Here is a 14853-nt window from a genome sequence, read left to right on the forward strand (position 1 = left end):
TCGACCGATCGGATGGCGCCAAGGTCGATCCCGGAGCGCTCTGGGACCAAGGCTAGACGGCGTATAACGTCGAACGTTATACGCCCTACGTCCCGGCCAGCCGCACCGAACTCACTTCCCGCGCGCCGCAATCAACTGCCGGAACTCCTCCGCACTCACCCGATGATCGCCATCGCGATCGCCCCGCAGGATCAGCGCCGGTTCCTGGGCCATGAACTCGGCCGGGCTGATCTTCTCGTCACCATCGCTGTCCGGCCAGACCACGGCATTAGGCGAAGGATTGCTGCTCTGGCTCGGCGGGGTGAGCTCCTGGCGGCTGAGGAAGCCGTCGGTATCACGGTCCAGCCGGCGGAACATGCGCTCGCGCATCGCCGTCATGTCGCTGGCCTCGATGTAGCCATTGGCATCGCGATCCAGGCGGGAGAAGGCCGTTTCACCCGTCTGGCTCGCCAGCGCCTGCTGACTCCCCAACAGCACGACGCTGCACAGCAGGGCGTTACGAATTCGGCTTTGCATCTGGAACTCCTCGGGTGGAAAAAGCGCGCCAAGCCTACTCAGCACTCCACTCGAAGAGGTTCGATCACTCCGCCGGCGTCTGTGGCCGGCCGCGGCGGCGGAACTCCACCGGGGTCTCGCCGACCCAGCGCTTGAAGGCCCGGTAGAACGTGCTCGGCTCGGAGAAGCCGGTGCGCTCGACAATCACCTCGATGCGCTCATCGGTCTTGAGCAGCAGGTCCTTGGCCAGCCGGCAGCGGTAGTCGGTGACCAGGTCGTTGAAGCGCACCCCGGCCATGGCCAGGCGCTCGCGCAGGCGGCGCGCCGGCATGTCCAGGCGAGCGGCGACCTGCTCCAGCGTCGCGCCGCCGTCCACCAGCAGCAATCCGATCAGCTCGCGCACCTTGCGCACCAGGTCCAGGCGCTCGACCTCCGCCAGTTGCCGGCGCGCCAGCGACTCGTGCATGCGCAGCAGTTCCGGGGCGGCATGGCGCGAGGGCTTGTCCAGCACGGCGGCGTCGAACACCAGGGCGTAGCGCTCGGCCCCGAGCACCGCCGGGCAGCCGTAGACGTCCCGGTAGCGCTCGGCGGGCGCCCCGGCCTCGTGCATCAGCTGCACTTCGCGGGGCTTGAAGTCGCCTTCGGTGAGGGCGTGGAACAGACGGACCACTGCGCCGGCAAGCATTTCCGGGAAATGCCGGTTGGTCCCGGCGGTGTGGCCGAGCAGCAGCACGGCGCGCTCGTCCTCGATTTCCAGGCGCGCGTTGAGGGTGTCGGAGAGCAGGCGCACGTAGCGCAGGGCATGGCGCAGGCCTTCGCCGAAGGTCGAGCTGGAGAGGAACAGGTATTCCAGCAGCAGGCCGTGGAACGCCGGCAGGTGGCCGGCCAGGTAGAGGCCGACGTGCTCCTGGCCGCACTCTTCGGCGGCGGCCTTCCAGAACAGATTCTGTGCGCTGTGGGGGAAACGTCCGGCGGGCAGGCTGCCGGCGGGCAGGCCGACGCGCGCCAATACAAGGTCGGGGTCGGTGCCACTGGCGCGCAGGGCGTCGATCACCGGGCGCATCAGCGCCACATCGTCGGTCAGATCACGCATGGTGTTTTTTCTAGTTATCCATGGGGCGGGCCCATCTTAGGCAGCTTTCCTCTCCCCCCTCAAGAGAATCAGGAAGGCCATTGAACGAAATCTCCGAGCAATCGGACGGTCAGATTGACTTGCCTGCCGCACGCCGCGTTATCACGGCCAATGCCCGACGCAGAGCGGCGGCTAAGCTGACACTATGACCCGTCAGGAGATACCCGATGCCCCGTGATTGGCTCGACCTGTCCGCTCCCCCTGCCCTCACCGGCCTGTTCGTCCGCGCCGCCCTGCGCCGTGGCGTGCGTGGCCGCAGCCTGCCGACCCGCGGCCTGCGCTGCCCGGTGACGGTCGATCCGAAGCATCTTGAGCGCTATCGCAAGGTCTGCGGCTTCCCCGACAACCACCTGCTGCCCCCCACCTACCCGCACGTCCTCGCCTTCGGCCTGCAGATGGGCTTGCTCACCGACGCGCGCTTCCCCTTCCCGCTGCTGGGCCTGGTGCACCTGGAAAACCGTATCAGCGTATTGCGGCCCCTGGGCGGGCTCGGGCCGTTCAACGTCAGCGTGCGGGTGGACAACCTGCAACCCCACGAGAAGGGCGTGACCTTCAGCATCATCACCCAGCTGCACGACCAGCTCGGCCTGCTCTGGGAAGGCGACAGCCGCATCCTGTTCCGCGGCATGCGCCTGGACGGCACGCCGCCCGCCCGCGAAGACGTGGCCGAGCTGCCGCTGGAGCAGATCGACGCCTGGAGCTGCCCGGCGGATATCGGCCGCCGCTATGCCCGCGTCGCCGGCGACTACAACCCGATCCACCTGTCCGCCGCCAGTGCCAGGCTGTTCGGCTTCCCCCGCGCCATCGCCCACGGCCTGTGGAACAAGGCGCGCAGCCTGGCGGCCCTGGGCGAGCAACTGCCGATGGCCGGCTATCAGGTCGAGGTGCGCTTCCAGAAACCGGTCCTGCTGCCCTCATCGGTCAACCTGCTAGCCAGCGAACCGGCGCCGTCCGGGCAGTTCAGCCTGCGCGGCAAGGACGACCTGCCACACATGGCCGGCAGCTGGAACCCTCTCGATAGCTGAAGCGCGACGCTTGAAGGCGCTCGCCTGAAGCCTGAAGCTATGGGGCTCACGTTGGAGCCCCATCTGCATGAACCTCGAAGAACTCACTGCGCGCCTGCACGCCATCCGCGACCACAACGACTGGAGCCGCTTCCACAGCCCGAAGAACCTGGCCATGGCCGCCAGCGTGGAAATGGCCGAGCTGGTGGAAATCTTCCAGTGGCTGCGCGAGGACGAATCCCGCCAGCTGCCGCCGGAGACACTGGCCCACGCCGGCCAGGAAGTCGGCGACATCGTGCTCTACCTCCTGCTGCTGTGCGCGGAGCTGGGCATCGACATGGAACAGGCGGTGCGCGCCAAACTGGCCGACAGCGAGCGGCGCTTCATCGAAGGGGGCGCCAAGTGAGCCAGCCTCCCAAGACCGGCGACCGCCATTTCGACGAACTGGCCACCCGCTTCGCCGAGAAGATCTACGGCGGCGCCAAGGGCGCGATCCGCCTCGCCGTGCTGCAGGCCGACCTCGCCGAAGCCCTGCCGGACCGCCCGCTGCGCGTGCTGGATATCGGCGCGGGTCTGGGCCACATGTCGCTCTGGCTGGCCGGGCGCGGCCATGACGTCACCCTCGCCGAGCCCGCCGCGCCGATGCTCGAAGGCGCCCGCCGGCGCTTCGAAGAGGCGGGCCTGAAAGCCACCTTCATCGAAGCCCCCTGGCAGGACCTGCTCGGCCAGCTCAACGAACCCTACGACCTGGTGATCTGCCACGCCGTGCTGGAATGGCTGGCCGAGCCGCTGGCGATCCTCCCCGTGCTGCACCAGCTGACCCGCAGCGACGGCTGGCTGTCCCTGGCCTTCTACAACCGCGATGCGCTGATCTACCGCAACTTGCTCAAGGGCCATTTCCGCAAGCTGCGCAAGAACCGTTTCTCCGGCGAGGGCCAGAGCTTGACCCCGCAGGAGCCGCTCGACCCGCGCACGCTGGAAGAGGCCATGGACGGACATTGGCGCATCGAGGCACGCAGCGGCGTGCGGGTGTTCCACGACTACATGCCGGTGGAGTTCCAGCACAAGGCCGAGCCGCTGGACCTGGTGGAGATGGAACTGCAGTACCGTCGACATCCCGCCTTCGCCGGTCTGGGCCGCTACCTGCACTGGCTGTGCCGGCCGCAGGATTAGGTGCATAGTTTCTGCTGCGCACGCCGACCGGACCGGGCGTGCGGGAGTCCTTCATGCCGCGTTACCTGCTGATCCTGCCGCTGTTCGCCGCCCTGGCCGCCTGCCAGAGCCCCAACCCGTACACCGCCGCCTCGCTGCCGATGCCGCCTGCGCCGGCCTCGGCCGCCCATCCGGGGCTCGCCCCCGGCAGCTACCCGACAGCGCCGATGGACTACGGGCACTACCGCTCCTGGAGCTGGGCCGACGGCACCGGTTTCGGCGGTCCGTTGCAGGACGCCGTCAGCGAAGCCCTCGACCAGCGCGGCCTGCGCCCGGCAAGGAACAACACGCCGGCGGACCTGGTCGTCAGCGCCCAGCTGTCCAGCGAGCAACGCACCCGGCAGACCACCGACTACTACGGTGGCGGCTACTACGGCGGCTGGGGCGACCCCTGGTACGGCGGCGCCTACTACCCGGTCGTCCGTACCTACGTGGTGACCGTCAGCGTGGTGCACATCAGCCTGTTCGACGCCCACAGCCACCAGCCGGTGTGGAGCGGCAGCGCCGAATACGAGAACGGCAGCAGCCAGACCGACCAGGCCCGCGCGCTGCGCGAAGCCGCACGCAAGGCCATGGACGGCTACCCGCCGGGTTGAGCCGGCAGTGGCCATAGAAGTTGCCGACTGAACGGCTCCAGCCCCCAACGCAACCGCTCTGCCGCTTGCCTTTGCGTAGACTCTGCGCTTGGATGGAAGCTCTATCAGGAGTATCCACCATGATCCGCCGTTTACTGCTTCTGGGCCTGATGCTGGGCCTGGCCGCCTGCGAAACCACCAGCGTCAGCCGCGACTACGACACCACCCGCGACTTCTCCCGCTACCTGAGCTGGAGCTGGGCGCAGCCGTCGTTCGAGTACCGCCCGGACGACCCGCGCATCAAGAGCGACCTCACCGAACAGCGCATCAGCCAGGCAGTGGCCGACGAGCTCGACCGGCGTGGCCTGCGCCAGGCCCAGGGCGGCAACATCGGCGACGTGAGAGTGCGCGCCTACCTGATCGTCGACCAGCGCCAGGACCAGATCACCTCCTACAGCAGCGGTTACTGGAACGGCTACTGGGGTGGCTACTGGGGCCCGCCGCCGATGGCCGAAACCCGCACCGTCACCTACAAGGTCGCCACCATCCAGGTCGACCTGTTCGACGGCAAGGACGGCAAGCTGGTCTGGCGCGGCAGCGGCGAACAGGTCATGCGCAGCAGCCCGCCCACGCCTGCCGAGCGTGAAGCGGCGATCCGCGAGACGGTGCAGAAAGTCATCGCCCAGTACCCGCCGCGCTGAATCGGGGGAAAATGTGGAACTACCAGTCCTCTCCCACCGCCCCGCCGCCGCCGGCGACCTCGACGAGGTGGTGCGCTTTCCCCAGGATCGCGACGAACTCTTCTACTGCTACCCCAAGGCGAGCTGGCCGCTGACCGTCGGCCAGCTCGCCGCCGCCATGGCCGAGCGCCGCGGCAGCACCCTCGCCCTGCTGGACGGGCGCGCGGCAGGCTTCGCCAACTTCTACCAGTGGCAACCGCGCGAATACTGCGCACTGGGCAACATGATGGTCGCCCCCTGGGCGCGCCAGCACGGCGTGGCCCAGTACCTGATCGAGGTCATGGAGAAACTCGCCCGCGACCAGTACAAGGCGCAGGTGATGAAAGTGTCCTGCTTCAACGCCAACGCCGCCGGGCTGTTGCTCTACACTCGGCTGGGTTATCGGCCGCAGGCCATCGTCGAGCGCGCCGACCCGCAGGGCCGACGCATCGCCCTGGTACAACTGGAGAAAGCCCTTGAGCCCATCTGACCGGCAGCGGGTGCTGATCATCGTCAGCAGCGGCCCGAGCACCCCGGCGCGCTGCGCGGCGCCCTTCTACACCGCCACGCTGCTGGCCTGCATGGACGCCCAGGTCACCTTGTTCCTCAGCGGCGAAGGCACCCGCCTGGCCCTCCAGGACGTCGCCGACCACCTGTACGCGGCCGAGGATGGCGAGCCCATCAGCCACTTCATCCAGCAGGCCAAGGAAGCCGGCGCGCGCCTGTTGATGTGCCGCGCGCCGGGTGTGCCAATCGACGAAAGCCGGTTGATCGAGGAAGTCGACGAGATTGCCAGCGGCGGCGAACTGGCGCGGATGATCCTCGAATACGACCGGGTGCTGACCCTGTGAAGCTGCACGGTCTCAACTTCCCCGACGACCGCCTGTACGCCCCCGAGTACAACCTCTGGCTGCACGAGGAGCCCGGCGGCGCCGTGACCCTTGGCCTCACCGCCTATGGCTGCGCCCTCTACGGACAGATCTTCGCCTTCACCCCCAAGCGCGACGGTTGGCACATCGACTGCGACCGCAGCTTCGGCGTGGTCGAATTCGCCAAGGCCGCCTCTTCCGCCCGAAGTCCGCTGGCCGGCCACATCCTCGCCAGCAACGACGCCGTGGTGCGCAGGCCGGGCCTGATCAATCAGGATTGCTACGGCGAAGGCTGGATGGTGCGCCTGAAGCCCGACGACTGGGCTGCCGCCCGTGGCCAATTCCTGCAAGGGCAGGCCGCGCTGGAGGCCTTCGCCCGCCGCATGCACCTGGACAACTTCGACCCCGAGGACGACGGGGTGCAGGCCCTGCGCCCATGAGCCGAACAGGCGCGGCCCAACGCTGGCGCCTTCCGCTCCTGCTGTTGCTCTTCGCCTGCCTGCCGCTGCGTGCCGACCAACCGGCGCAGCCTGGCTTCGTCTACCTCGACCAGATACTGAAATCCGCCCGCTATGACGTGCGCTACGCCGGCTCCGACAACTTCGTCGGCGAGCCCATCGACGGCTACCAGAAGGCACGGATCATCCTCACCGAACCCGCCGCCAAGGCCCTGGCCGAGGTCGAGCGTGACCTGGCGCTGAGCGGCCTGGCCCTGAAGATCTTCGATGGTTATCGCCCGCAGCGCGCCGTGGAGGCCTTCAAACGCTGGGCCGCCGATCCGCAGGACACCCGGCAGAAAGCCCGCTACTACCCGGACCAGGACAAGCGCACGCTGTTCCGCGACGGCTATATCGCCCAGCACTCCGGGCACTCGCGCGGCAGCACGGTCGACCTGACGCTGGTGGATGCAAAGACGGGAGAGGAATTGGACATGGGTAGCCGCTTCGACTTCTTCGGCCCCATTTCACACCATGGCACGACGCTGATCAGCGTGCAGCAGACCCGCAACCGCGAAACCCTGCGCCAGGCCATGCTGCGATACGGCTTCGAGCCGTACGCCGCAGAGTGGTGGCATTACCGGCTGAAAGCCGAGCCCTATCCAGCGACCTACTTCGATTTTCCGGTACGGTGAGGGAAGGATAGCGGCCGTCCCTGGCCGCAGGACGACTTACTCGTCGTCGCTGTCGTTTTTCGAGGAGTTATCGGTAGCGTTGTCCAGGCCCTTGGTGTTGTGGGTACCCGGAGTGGTGTCGGAGATCGCCGTTGCCTTGGACAGGCCACGGGTGTCCTTCGAATGGGCCACGGACGAGGTCGTCGCGCCATGTCCCTTGCTGTCGTGCTTGGTGGTGCCGTTGTGGTTGCCGTTCAGGCCATGGTCGCGAGTGGCCTTGCCGGCGTGCTCGACACCCTCGACCTTGCCATTGCGCTTCGCACCGTGGACGCCGGAGTTACCGTCGGACGGGTCGCTTGTGTGGCCAAGAGCACCTTTGCCCTTGCCATTGCCGTGACCATTTCCATCGCCATCACCGCCGCCATTGCTACCGCTATGGCCGGCACTGTTGCCGCCGCCATGACCACTGCCATTGCCACTGCCACCACCGTTACCGCCGCCGTGGCCACCACCATTACCGCCACCACCGCCGCCATTGCCCTTGGCATAAACCGAACCAATCGGCGAGAGGTCGGCGGGCAGCATGGCTGTGGCGCCGAGGGCGAAAGCACAGACTGCTGCAACAACCAGGGTTTTCTTCATGATCGATACGCCTCCAGGGGCGGGGTTGAGATACTCCTCCGACTACTCTGCAGCCCCGATGGTTCGGGGCTTTCCGACGAAATGCATGCACTCAGGTGCCAACTTGCCTGCTGCCGACAGGACGCAACTGCGGCTACGCTCAGCAACATCAGGATTCTAGGACAGAGGAAACACGGAGATGCCCAAACTCAATACCCTGCTGGCAACGACGCTTGGCCTTGCCCTGATTGGCGCCAGCCCGGTGCTGCTGGCCGGCAATGGCAACGGTAATGGCCATGCCAAGAACGCCCAACACGGCAATCAGGGACAAGGCGGCAGCAACTGGCAAGGTGGCCCGCAGATCGATGTCGGCGGCGTGCGCGTCATCCTCGATGACAATCGCGACTACTGGAGCCCGGGCGCGGCACTGCCGCCGGGTATCCGGAAGAACCTCGCCCGCGGCAAACCGCTTCCGCCCGGCATCGCCAAGAAGCTCGACGGTCGCCTGATCGGCCGCCTCCCCCGTTACGACGGCTACGAATGGCAGCAAGCCGGCACCGACCTGCTCCTGGTCACCATCGCCACCGGCGTCATCTACGAAGTCCTGAACAACGTGCTGGATTGATCCCGCCGGACCCGGCCCCCATGAATTCGACTCGCGAGCATGGGGGTTGCTCCCATTACTCCCCGTCCGACACGCTGGAATGCCCATGTCAGCTCAGCCGCCCCATTTCGATGGCCAACACTGGAGCAACGCCGACGAGGACCGCGTCGAAGTCGTTGCCGCCGATCCCTGCTGGGCACAGCGCTTCGTCGAGGAAGCCGAATCGATCCGCGGCGCGTTGCAGCTTCCCGACCTAGCCATCGAGCATATCGGCAGCACCGCCGTACCCGGCCTGGACGCCAAGCCGATCATCGACATGCTCCTGCTGCCGCCCCCCGGTTTCGACCGTTCCAGCCTGGTCGAACCGCTGGAACGCCTCGGCTACCAGTACTGGCGAGAAAACCCCAACCCCGGGCGAATGTTCTTCGTCAAAGGCATGCCGCCCTTCGGTAACGGGCGCACCCATCACATTCACCTCATGGAGTCGCACGAGGTGCAGAGCCGCCTGGCGTTCCGCGACTGGTTGCGCGCCCAGCCTGACGACGCCCGGAGGTACGCGGATGTGAAACGTGAACTGGCGCGCCGCTTCCCCACCGACCGCGAGGCCTACACCGACGGCAAGGGCGAGGTGATCGCACAGATCCTCCGTCGCGCCCTCGATTCGCCGTAAACATCCCGCCCCACTGGGCTCCTCTTAATCCGCCGTTAATCCTCCCGGCCGACTCTCGAGGCTCACTCCAGGAGGACTCTCCCATGTTCAAGCTCTCCGTGGTCACCTTCGCCTGCATCGTCCTCGCCGGCTGCGCCGACGCCCCCCACTACAACCACTTCAGCGCTATCGAATCGCCTGTGCGCGAGTCCTTCGGCGAAGACAACCTCGAACGCCAGCCCACGCGCGTCCAGCTGCAGAGCGACGACTACTCGGCGCAGCAGCAGCGGATGCTGTGGGGACAGTGAGCGCGAGCGGGAGCCTTTGGCCGGCACGCCCATTTGCTATTGACGTGGCGTGAACCGGCTTACTCGTTCAAGGCCGGATCGGGGAAGGGCAGCTTGCTCTGCGACTCACTGGGCTGAGCAACCCACTCGCCGTTCTCGCGGTAGAAATCCGCCTGTGTCTCCGACGAGCCGGCACCGATGCTGACCAATACCGTACAGGCGATCTGGCCCTCATGTTCCGACTGGACCGGCTCGACGCAGGTGCCCACCCTGACATCGGCCTGACCGACTTCAGGTATGTTCATCATGGCCAGGATGGCGCGTGTCGCATCCTCGGGCCCCGGGCGAGATGAATCTTCGGCCTGCACCGTGGACGCCAGCACGGCAAGGGCGAGCAGGCAGAGCGGACGACGTGGTTGCTTCATGAAAGCTCCTCAATGAGCAGTTCGTGAATGAAGGTACAAGGCAGGCGATCCATCCTGCCCCAATCAAAACCTAAGCACTTGCCCCCCGATGCCGCCAGTGATCGAGCCGTCCCACTTCCTGACGCTGGATTACGTCATCACGTCGAGGCTTCCCCGGACACGCTACTAGTACAACATCCGCTCGCTGATGATCCTCGGGGCCAATGGCGTCGCCCCAGGCAAAGCACTGAGCCCTGGAGACGGAATACTGGTCGGCTGAAAAGGGAATTGGCGGAAGGCAGTGGGAGTCGAACCCACCCAGGAACGGCTGCCGTCCCCCACCGGGTTTGAAGCCCGGCCACGCCACCGGGCGTGATTGCCTTCCCTGGACTGCTACCGGCGCTGGAGCCCGTCGGCGAACCGGGAGCCTGGATGTTGCCATCATTGCCTTGACCGATGCCAGCGCAGCGATGCCGCAGGAGGCTTGAATGGCCTTGGAGAGTCGCCGCTTGGCCGGGACATGCGCCTAGTTCGACTCGTGGTCCATCCCTCTTGCCCTCCGGGCCGCGAAGGCCGCTTCGACTTCCTCGTCCGAGCGCCCTTCTCCAGCCGCCATCGAAGCTCGGCCGGCCTCGATCCTGGCTTCCAGGAACTTACCGTAGTCATCCCCCGGCGCAGTACTCGCCAGCGCCGACTCCTCCCGAACCCGCCGCTCGTTACCGAAGCGGCGGGTGAAGCCGATGCGATCGAAGTATTCCAGCAGCTGGATGCAGCGCTTGCGGCCGATGCCAATGCGGTCGCGGAAGGCGGCGGCGCGGATGATGCCGGCTTCGTCGCGCAGGTGCAGGGCGTGGCTGGCGAGTAGGCGCAGGGTTTCTTCCGGGTAGAACAGGTCCTTCACCACCTGGTGCAATTGGCCGAGTCGGGCGAGCTTGCGCAGCAGCAGACGCACTTCGCCCTCCTCTGCGCCCAGCTCGCGGGCCAAGTCGCGTACCCAGGGTGGATCGAAGGCGCCAGCGAGTAGTAGCGGCCAGAGGCGTTCGCGCAGGCGTTCGTCAGCTTCGCCCAGTTGAACGCGATGATCGGGTAGGTGCAGCCAGGGGCCGCTGCTGTCGATGCGTTGGTTCGCCAGCAGGCATTCCAGCAGCGCGATGAAGACAGGCCGCTCCAGCTGCGGCAAGGCGTAGCGGCGCAGGCGATCACGGTCGGGGCCGAGCTCGTCGGGGGCTTCCTCATGGAAGCGTTGCAGCGCGTCGATCACCTGTTGTTGCAGGGCGGTCCAGCGCCGGGCAGCAAACAGGCGTGGACCGAGACGGGTGCTGATTTCGACCAGTTCGGCAGGCAGCTTCCAGCTCTCCCGTGGGCGGTTGAATTGCCGCGCCAGCAGCACCGGGTCAAGCCCGTTGCTGGCGTGCGCCAGCAGGATCGGCAAGGCGCTTTCCAGGCCCTCGCCCTGTAAGGCGCGCAGTTGTTCCAGGCGCTCCGGGCTGCGGCGATTGCGCGCCGCGGCGAAGGGATCGAGCACGCGGCCGCCACCGAGGGTGCGCTGGGCGGACTGGTCGCGCAGCACCAGGCGGTCGCCGTGGACGGCATGGCTGGGCGCATTGAGGACCAGCTGCGCGAAACTGCGCTCGCCCGGTTGCAGGCGTTCGCCTTCGAGCAGGGCGACGCGGCCGGTGACGTCCTGCGCACCGAGGTGAACGTGAACCGGCGTCCAGTGAGCGAAGGTGCGCGTCTCGCTGGGCAGCAGGTGCAGGTCGATATCGATGCGCATGGTGGGTGCGTGCAGCTCCCGGGCGATCAGCCAATCGCCCCGGTGAATCTGGTCGAGGCGCAGGCGTTCGCCAGCGATGTTCAGGGCCACGCGTTGGCCTGCATGGGCCTGCTGCGCCTCACGGTTCTGCGCGTGCAAGCCACGAATTCGCACACGGCGGCCCGCATGGCCCAGCAGCAATTCGTCGCCGACGTTGGCGGTGCCTGCGAAGGCCGTGCCGGTAACGACGATGCCCGCACCGCTGACGCTGAAGGCTCGGTCCACCGCCAGGCGGAAGCCGCCCAATGCTCCGCGCTCGCGGGTTTCGCGCGCGGCTTCGGCAAGCGCTTCGCGCAGGGCGTCGATGCCGTCGCCGCTGACGCTGGAAACCGGAAAGATCGGCGCGCCGGCCAGCGGCCCTTCGGCGAGCAGCTCCTGCACTTCGCGCGTTGCCAGCCCTACCCGCTCGACAGGTACACGGTCGGTTTTGGTCAAGGCGACGATGGCGCGGCGGATACCCAGCAACTGGACGATGTCGAGGTGCTCGCGGGTCTGCGGCATCACGCCGTCGTCGGCGGCCACCACCAGCAGCACCAGGTCGATGCCACTGGCGCCGGCGAGCATGTTGTGGACGAAGCGCTCATGCCCCGGCACGTCGATGAAGCCGGTGAGCGCCCCATCGCCGAGGTCGGCGTAGAGGTAGCCAAGGTCGATGGTGATGCCGCGCTCGCGCTCGGCCGGGCGGCGATCGCCTTCGATCCCGGTGAGGGCGCGTAGCAGTGAGGTCTTGCCGTGGTCGATGTGTCCGGCGGTTCCGACTATCACACTGCGTCCTCGACCAGCCGCGGCAGTTGGGCGACGAAGCCGGGCTCGTCGTCGAGCTGGCGCAGGTCGAGCCACAGCGCGTCCTCGTCGATGCGGCCGAGCACGGGGATGGGCAGGCAGCGCAGGCGCTCTTCCAGGTCGAGCAGCGCGCGGCCGCGCTGGCGCTTGGGCTGGTTCGGGCGCAGGCAGAGCGCGGCGCTGGGCAGCCGGGCGACCGGTTGGGCGCCGCTGCCGATCATACCCAGGGCGTCCACGGCGCTGACGCTCCAGCCTTCGCCCAGCAAGGTCGCCAGGGCTGGCGCCAGGCGCTGAGCCTGGGCGCGGATATCGGCCTGCGGACGACTGAGCAGGCGCAGGCTGGTGAGGCGCTCGGCGAGGCGGTCCGGGTCGCGGTAGAGGTTGAGCACGGCCTCCAGCGCGGCAAGGGTCAGCTTGTCTACCCGCAGTGCGCGCTTGAGCGGATTCTTCTTGATCTTGCCGATCAGTTCCTTACTGCCGAGGATCAGCCCGGCCTGCGGACCACCGAGCAGCTTGTCGCCACTGAAGGTGACGATATCCGCTCCATCGCGCAGGGCTTCCTGCACCGTAGGCTCCTTGGGTAGGCCCCAGCGGGTGAGGTCGACCAGGGTGCCGCTGCCCAGGTCTTCCAGCAGCGGCAGGCCGTGGGCGTGGGCGATCTGCGCCAGCTGCGGGGTGGCGACGCTGGCGGTGAAGCCCTGCACGCTGTAGTTGCTGGTGTGCACGCGCATGAGCAGGCCCGAGCGCGGGCCAATGGCGGCTTCGTAGTCCTTGGCGTGGGTGCGGTTGGTGGTGCCGACCTCGACCAGCTTCACGCCGGCGCGGGCCATGATGTCGGGAATGCGGAAGGCACCGCCGATCTCGATCAGCTCGCCGCGGGAGATGATGCCTTCCTTGCGCGCGCCCAGGCTGTTGAGCGCCAGCAACACGGCGGCGGCGTTGTTGTTGACCACGGTGACGGCCTCGGCGCCGGTCAGTTCGCGAATCAGCCCGGTAACGAGGTCGTCGCGGTCGCCGCGTTTGCCGGTGGCGAGGTCGAATTCGAGGTTGAGCGGGTAGCGCGCGGCCATCGTGATCGCTTCGATGGCTTCTTCCGGTAGCAGCGCGCGGCCGAGGTTGGTGTGCAGCACGGTGCCGGTGAGGTTGAAAACCCTTCGCACGCGGCTGGCGTGGTGGGCGGCGAGGCGCTCGCCAGCGCGGCCGGCGAGCACCGCTTCCTGCAGTTCAGCGGCGGCCAGCTGGCCGTGGCGGGCTGGCTCGCGCAATTCGTCGAGCAGGTCGCGCAGGGTCTTGAGCAGGGCTTCGCGGCCATAGCGCTGCTGCAGCGGCTGGCAGGCCGGGCTGCGCAACAGGCGGTCGATGGAGGGCAGGCGTACCGAGGTCATGGACGGGCCTTGTGCTAGGGGCAATGGCTGGAGTCAGTGTAGGGCGTATAACCGTTCGCGGTTATACGCCGATGCACCTCGGCCCCTATCCGAACCGGGGTTGAACCCGGAGCGCAGTGATGCCGAGGCCAAACGGCGTACAAGGTGGAGCCTTGTACGCCCTACGAGGAGCCTCCGGGCGCCAGCAGCAGGTTCGGCGCGGTGCGCAGGAAGCCGTCCTCGGCAAGGCGGATGTCCAGCGCCAGGCTGGCGAGGTCGTCGGCCTGAGCCTCGGCGTGCTTGTCGTGCTGCAGGTAGAACTGCTTGAGGTAGGACTGGCAGCCGGGGCAGGTCTCGGCCTTGAGCGGCGCCTGGTCGCTGGCCACGCCTTCGCGCTGCAGCGAGTAGTAGGCCAGTCCCTTGCTCTCGGCGCAGTGGCTGCATTTGACCCGCACGTAGTGCCACTCGCAGGAGCACAGCGAGCAGGACAGGTAGCGCAGGCCGGCGTGCTTGCCCTGGTGGCGGATCATCCCGGCCACCGGTGGTGCGCCGCAGGCCGGGCAGAGAGTCTGGCTATCGGTTTCCGCCAGGGTGTTCTCGGGCAATTGCAGCAGCCACTGGCTGAAGGCGACTTGCAGCACGGCGCCGAGGAAGGGCACCAGGGCCGGCGGCAGCAGGTCGAACTGGCCATTGAGCAGGCCCAGGGCCCAGGCCTTGCGCTGGCCTTCGTCGGCGCTGCGCAGGGCTTTCAGCGCCTCGACGATAGCCGGGTTGGCCGTGGGCTCGTAGGCGTCGAGGAAGGCGTCCAGCAGCGGCAGCCAGGCGCCTTCGCGCACCAGCACTTCGTAGGCCAGGGGCGGCATGCTGTGCTCGCGGCTGCGCGCCAGGGCGGCAGCGTCGGGCCCCGGCAGTGGCAGCGTGCGGTCGAGCAGCGCCTGTTGGGCGTCGCAGACTCCAGCGATCAATTCGAGGTAGCCCTGCAGCGGATTGCCCGGCGCCAGCTGGCGCATTCGGGCGGCGCGGCGGGTGAAGAGATCGGGGGACGGCAGGTTGAACAGCGGTGGGATGTTGGCGGCAGCTTCGATCTGCCCGGGTTCGAGAATTCGGCCTGACACGCAGGACTCCTTGTTGATGGGGGATTGGGGCTTGAAGAGCCCCTCACCCTAACCCTCTCCCGGAGGGAGAGGGGACTGTCCGTGCCGGCTGGCAAT

19 protein-coding genes and 1 tRNA gene are annotated in these 14853 nt (G+C 67.4%); 12 read left to right on the plus strand and 8 right to left on the minus strand.

The annotated features are described in order from the left end of the window. Nucleotides 1-111: 111 nt before the first annotated feature. Nucleotides 112-516 (minus strand): EF-hand domain-containing protein, encoded by a 405-nt coding sequence (locus tag ACNFBT_RS12650; RefSeq protein WP_416749762.1) that lies wholly within the window; start codon nt 514-516, stop codon nt 112-114. Between the two features lie 64 nt (nt 517-580). After that, entirely contained in the window at nt 581-1588 is a 1008-nt protein-coding gene (locus ACNFBT_RS12655) for an AraC family transcriptional regulator (RefSeq protein WP_416749764.1), read from the minus strand. 206 nt (nt 1589-1794) lie between these two features. Here ACNFBT_RS12655 and ACNFBT_RS12660 point away from each other — a divergent pair, with 206 nt between their 5' ends. The 9 genes from ACNFBT_RS12660 (at nt 1795) to ACNFBT_RS12700 (ending at nt 7138) form a co-directional block, all read left to right on the plus strand. After that, nucleotides 1795-2652 carry a MaoC family dehydratase gene (locus ACNFBT_RS12660; protein WP_416749766.1) on the plus strand — a complete coding sequence of 286 codons (858 nt, stop codon included), beginning with the start codon at nt 1795-1797 and terminating at the stop codon, nt 2650-2652. 67 nt (nt 2653-2719) lie between these two features. Beyond that, on the plus strand, nt 2720-3037 hold the full coding sequence (locus ACNFBT_RS12665; protein ID WP_207882535.1) for a nucleotide pyrophosphohydrolase: 318 nt from the start codon (nt 2720-2722) through the stop codon (nt 3035-3037). Beyond that, complete coding sequence (locus ACNFBT_RS12670; RefSeq protein WP_416749768.1) at nt 3034-3804, plus strand: methyltransferase domain-containing protein; 771 nt, start codon at nt 3034-3036, stop codon at nt 3802-3804. Before ACNFBT_RS12665 ends, ACNFBT_RS12670 begins: the two co-directional genes overlap by 4 nt. A 53-nt stretch (nt 3805-3857) precedes the next feature. Continuing rightward, nucleotides 3858-4439 carry a DUF4136 domain-containing protein gene (locus tag ACNFBT_RS12675; protein ID WP_416749770.1) on the plus strand — a complete coding sequence of 194 codons (582 nt, stop codon included), beginning with the start codon at nt 3858-3860 and terminating at the stop codon, nt 4437-4439. A gap of 119 nt (nt 4440-4558) precedes the next feature. Then, nucleotides 4559-5119: a DUF4136 domain-containing protein gene (locus tag ACNFBT_RS12680; RefSeq protein ID WP_416749772.1), complete on the plus strand. Its 561-nt coding sequence runs from the start codon at nt 4559-4561 to the stop codon at nt 5117-5119. A 13-nt stretch (nt 5120-5132) separates the two neighbouring features. Further along, on the plus strand, nt 5133-5627 hold the full coding sequence (locus ACNFBT_RS12685; RefSeq protein ID WP_416749774.1) for a GNAT family N-acetyltransferase: 495 nt from the start codon (nt 5133-5135) through the stop codon (nt 5625-5627). After that, a complete protein-coding gene (locus tag ACNFBT_RS12690; RefSeq protein ID WP_416749776.1) occupies nt 5614-5988 on the plus strand; it encodes a DsrE family protein in 375 nt (124 codons plus the stop codon). Before ACNFBT_RS12685 ends, ACNFBT_RS12690 begins: the two co-directional genes overlap by 14 nt. Next, nucleotides 5985-6446 (plus strand): glycine cleavage system protein H, encoded by a 462-nt coding sequence (locus ACNFBT_RS12695; protein WP_416749778.1) that lies wholly within the window; start codon nt 5985-5987, stop codon nt 6444-6446. Before ACNFBT_RS12690 ends, ACNFBT_RS12695 begins: the two co-directional genes overlap by 4 nt. Continuing rightward, the gene (locus ACNFBT_RS12700; protein ID WP_416749780.1) at nt 6443-7138 is read left to right on the plus strand and encodes a M15 family metallopeptidase; all 696 of its coding nucleotides are present in this window, start codon (nt 6443-6445) and stop codon (nt 7136-7138) included. The genes ACNFBT_RS12695 and ACNFBT_RS12700 overlap by 4 nt, the downstream gene beginning before the upstream one ends. 36 nt (nt 7139-7174) lie before the next feature. On the opposite strand, the gene ACNFBT_RS12705 is transcribed toward ACNFBT_RS12700, so the two are convergent. Beyond that, a complete protein-coding gene (locus ACNFBT_RS12705) occupies nt 7175-7759 on the minus strand; it encodes a hypothetical protein (RefSeq protein WP_416749782.1) in 585 nt (194 codons plus the stop codon). Between the two features lie 178 nt (nt 7760-7937). On the opposite strand from ACNFBT_RS12705, the gene ACNFBT_RS12710 reads away from it, so the two are divergent. The 3 genes from ACNFBT_RS12710 (at nt 7938) to ACNFBT_RS12720 (ending at nt 9299) form a co-directional block, all read left to right on the plus strand. Beyond that, entirely contained in the window at nt 7938-8363 is a 426-nt protein-coding gene (locus ACNFBT_RS12710) for an anti-virulence regulator CigR family protein (RefSeq protein WP_416749784.1), read from the plus strand. An 85-nt stretch (nt 8364-8448) separates the two neighbouring features. Continuing rightward, nucleotides 8449-9012: a GrpB family protein gene (locus ACNFBT_RS12715; RefSeq protein WP_416749786.1), complete on the plus strand. Its 564-nt coding sequence runs from the start codon at nt 8449-8451 to the stop codon at nt 9010-9012. Nucleotides 9013-9095: 83 nt separating this feature from the next. Further along, a complete protein-coding gene (locus ACNFBT_RS12720) occupies nt 9096-9299 on the plus strand; it encodes a hypothetical protein (protein WP_416749788.1) in 204 nt (67 codons plus the stop codon). Nucleotides 9300-9358: 59 nt separating this feature from the next. Here ACNFBT_RS12720 and ACNFBT_RS12725 read toward each other — a convergent pair whose 3' ends face one another. The 5 genes from ACNFBT_RS12725 to fdhE form a co-directional block, all read right to left on the minus strand. Continuing rightward, entirely contained in the window at nt 9359-9703 is a 345-nt protein-coding gene (locus ACNFBT_RS12725; RefSeq protein ID WP_416749790.1) for a hypothetical protein, read from the minus strand. A 268-nt stretch (nt 9704-9971) separates the two neighbouring features. Then, nucleotides 9972-10067: transfer RNA gene (locus ACNFBT_RS12730), tRNA-Sec, on the minus strand. Nucleotides 10068-10208: 141 nt separating this feature from the next. Then, the gene (gene selB / locus ACNFBT_RS12735) at nt 10209-12260 is read right to left on the minus strand and encodes a selenocysteine-specific translation elongation factor (protein WP_416749792.1); all 2052 of its coding nucleotides are present in this window, start codon (nt 12258-12260) and stop codon (nt 10209-10211) included. Continuing rightward, the gene (gene selA / locus ACNFBT_RS12740) at nt 12257-13663 is read right to left on the minus strand and encodes an L-seryl-tRNA(Sec) selenium transferase (RefSeq protein ID WP_416749794.1); all 1407 of its coding nucleotides are present in this window, start codon (nt 13661-13663) and stop codon (nt 12257-12259) included. Before selA ends, selB begins: the two co-directional genes overlap by 4 nt. A gap of 161 nt (nt 13664-13824) precedes the next feature. Beyond that, on the minus strand, nt 13825-14757 hold the full coding sequence (gene fdhE / locus ACNFBT_RS12745; RefSeq protein WP_416749796.1) for a formate dehydrogenase accessory protein FdhE: 933 nt from the start codon (nt 14755-14757) through the stop codon (nt 13825-13827). Nucleotides 14758-14853 lie beyond the last annotated feature (96 nt).

This window comes from Pseudomonas sp. NY15181 (assembly GCF_048068055.1).
GTDB lineage: Bacteria > Pseudomonadota > Gammaproteobacteria > Pseudomonadales > Pseudomonadaceae > Pseudomonas.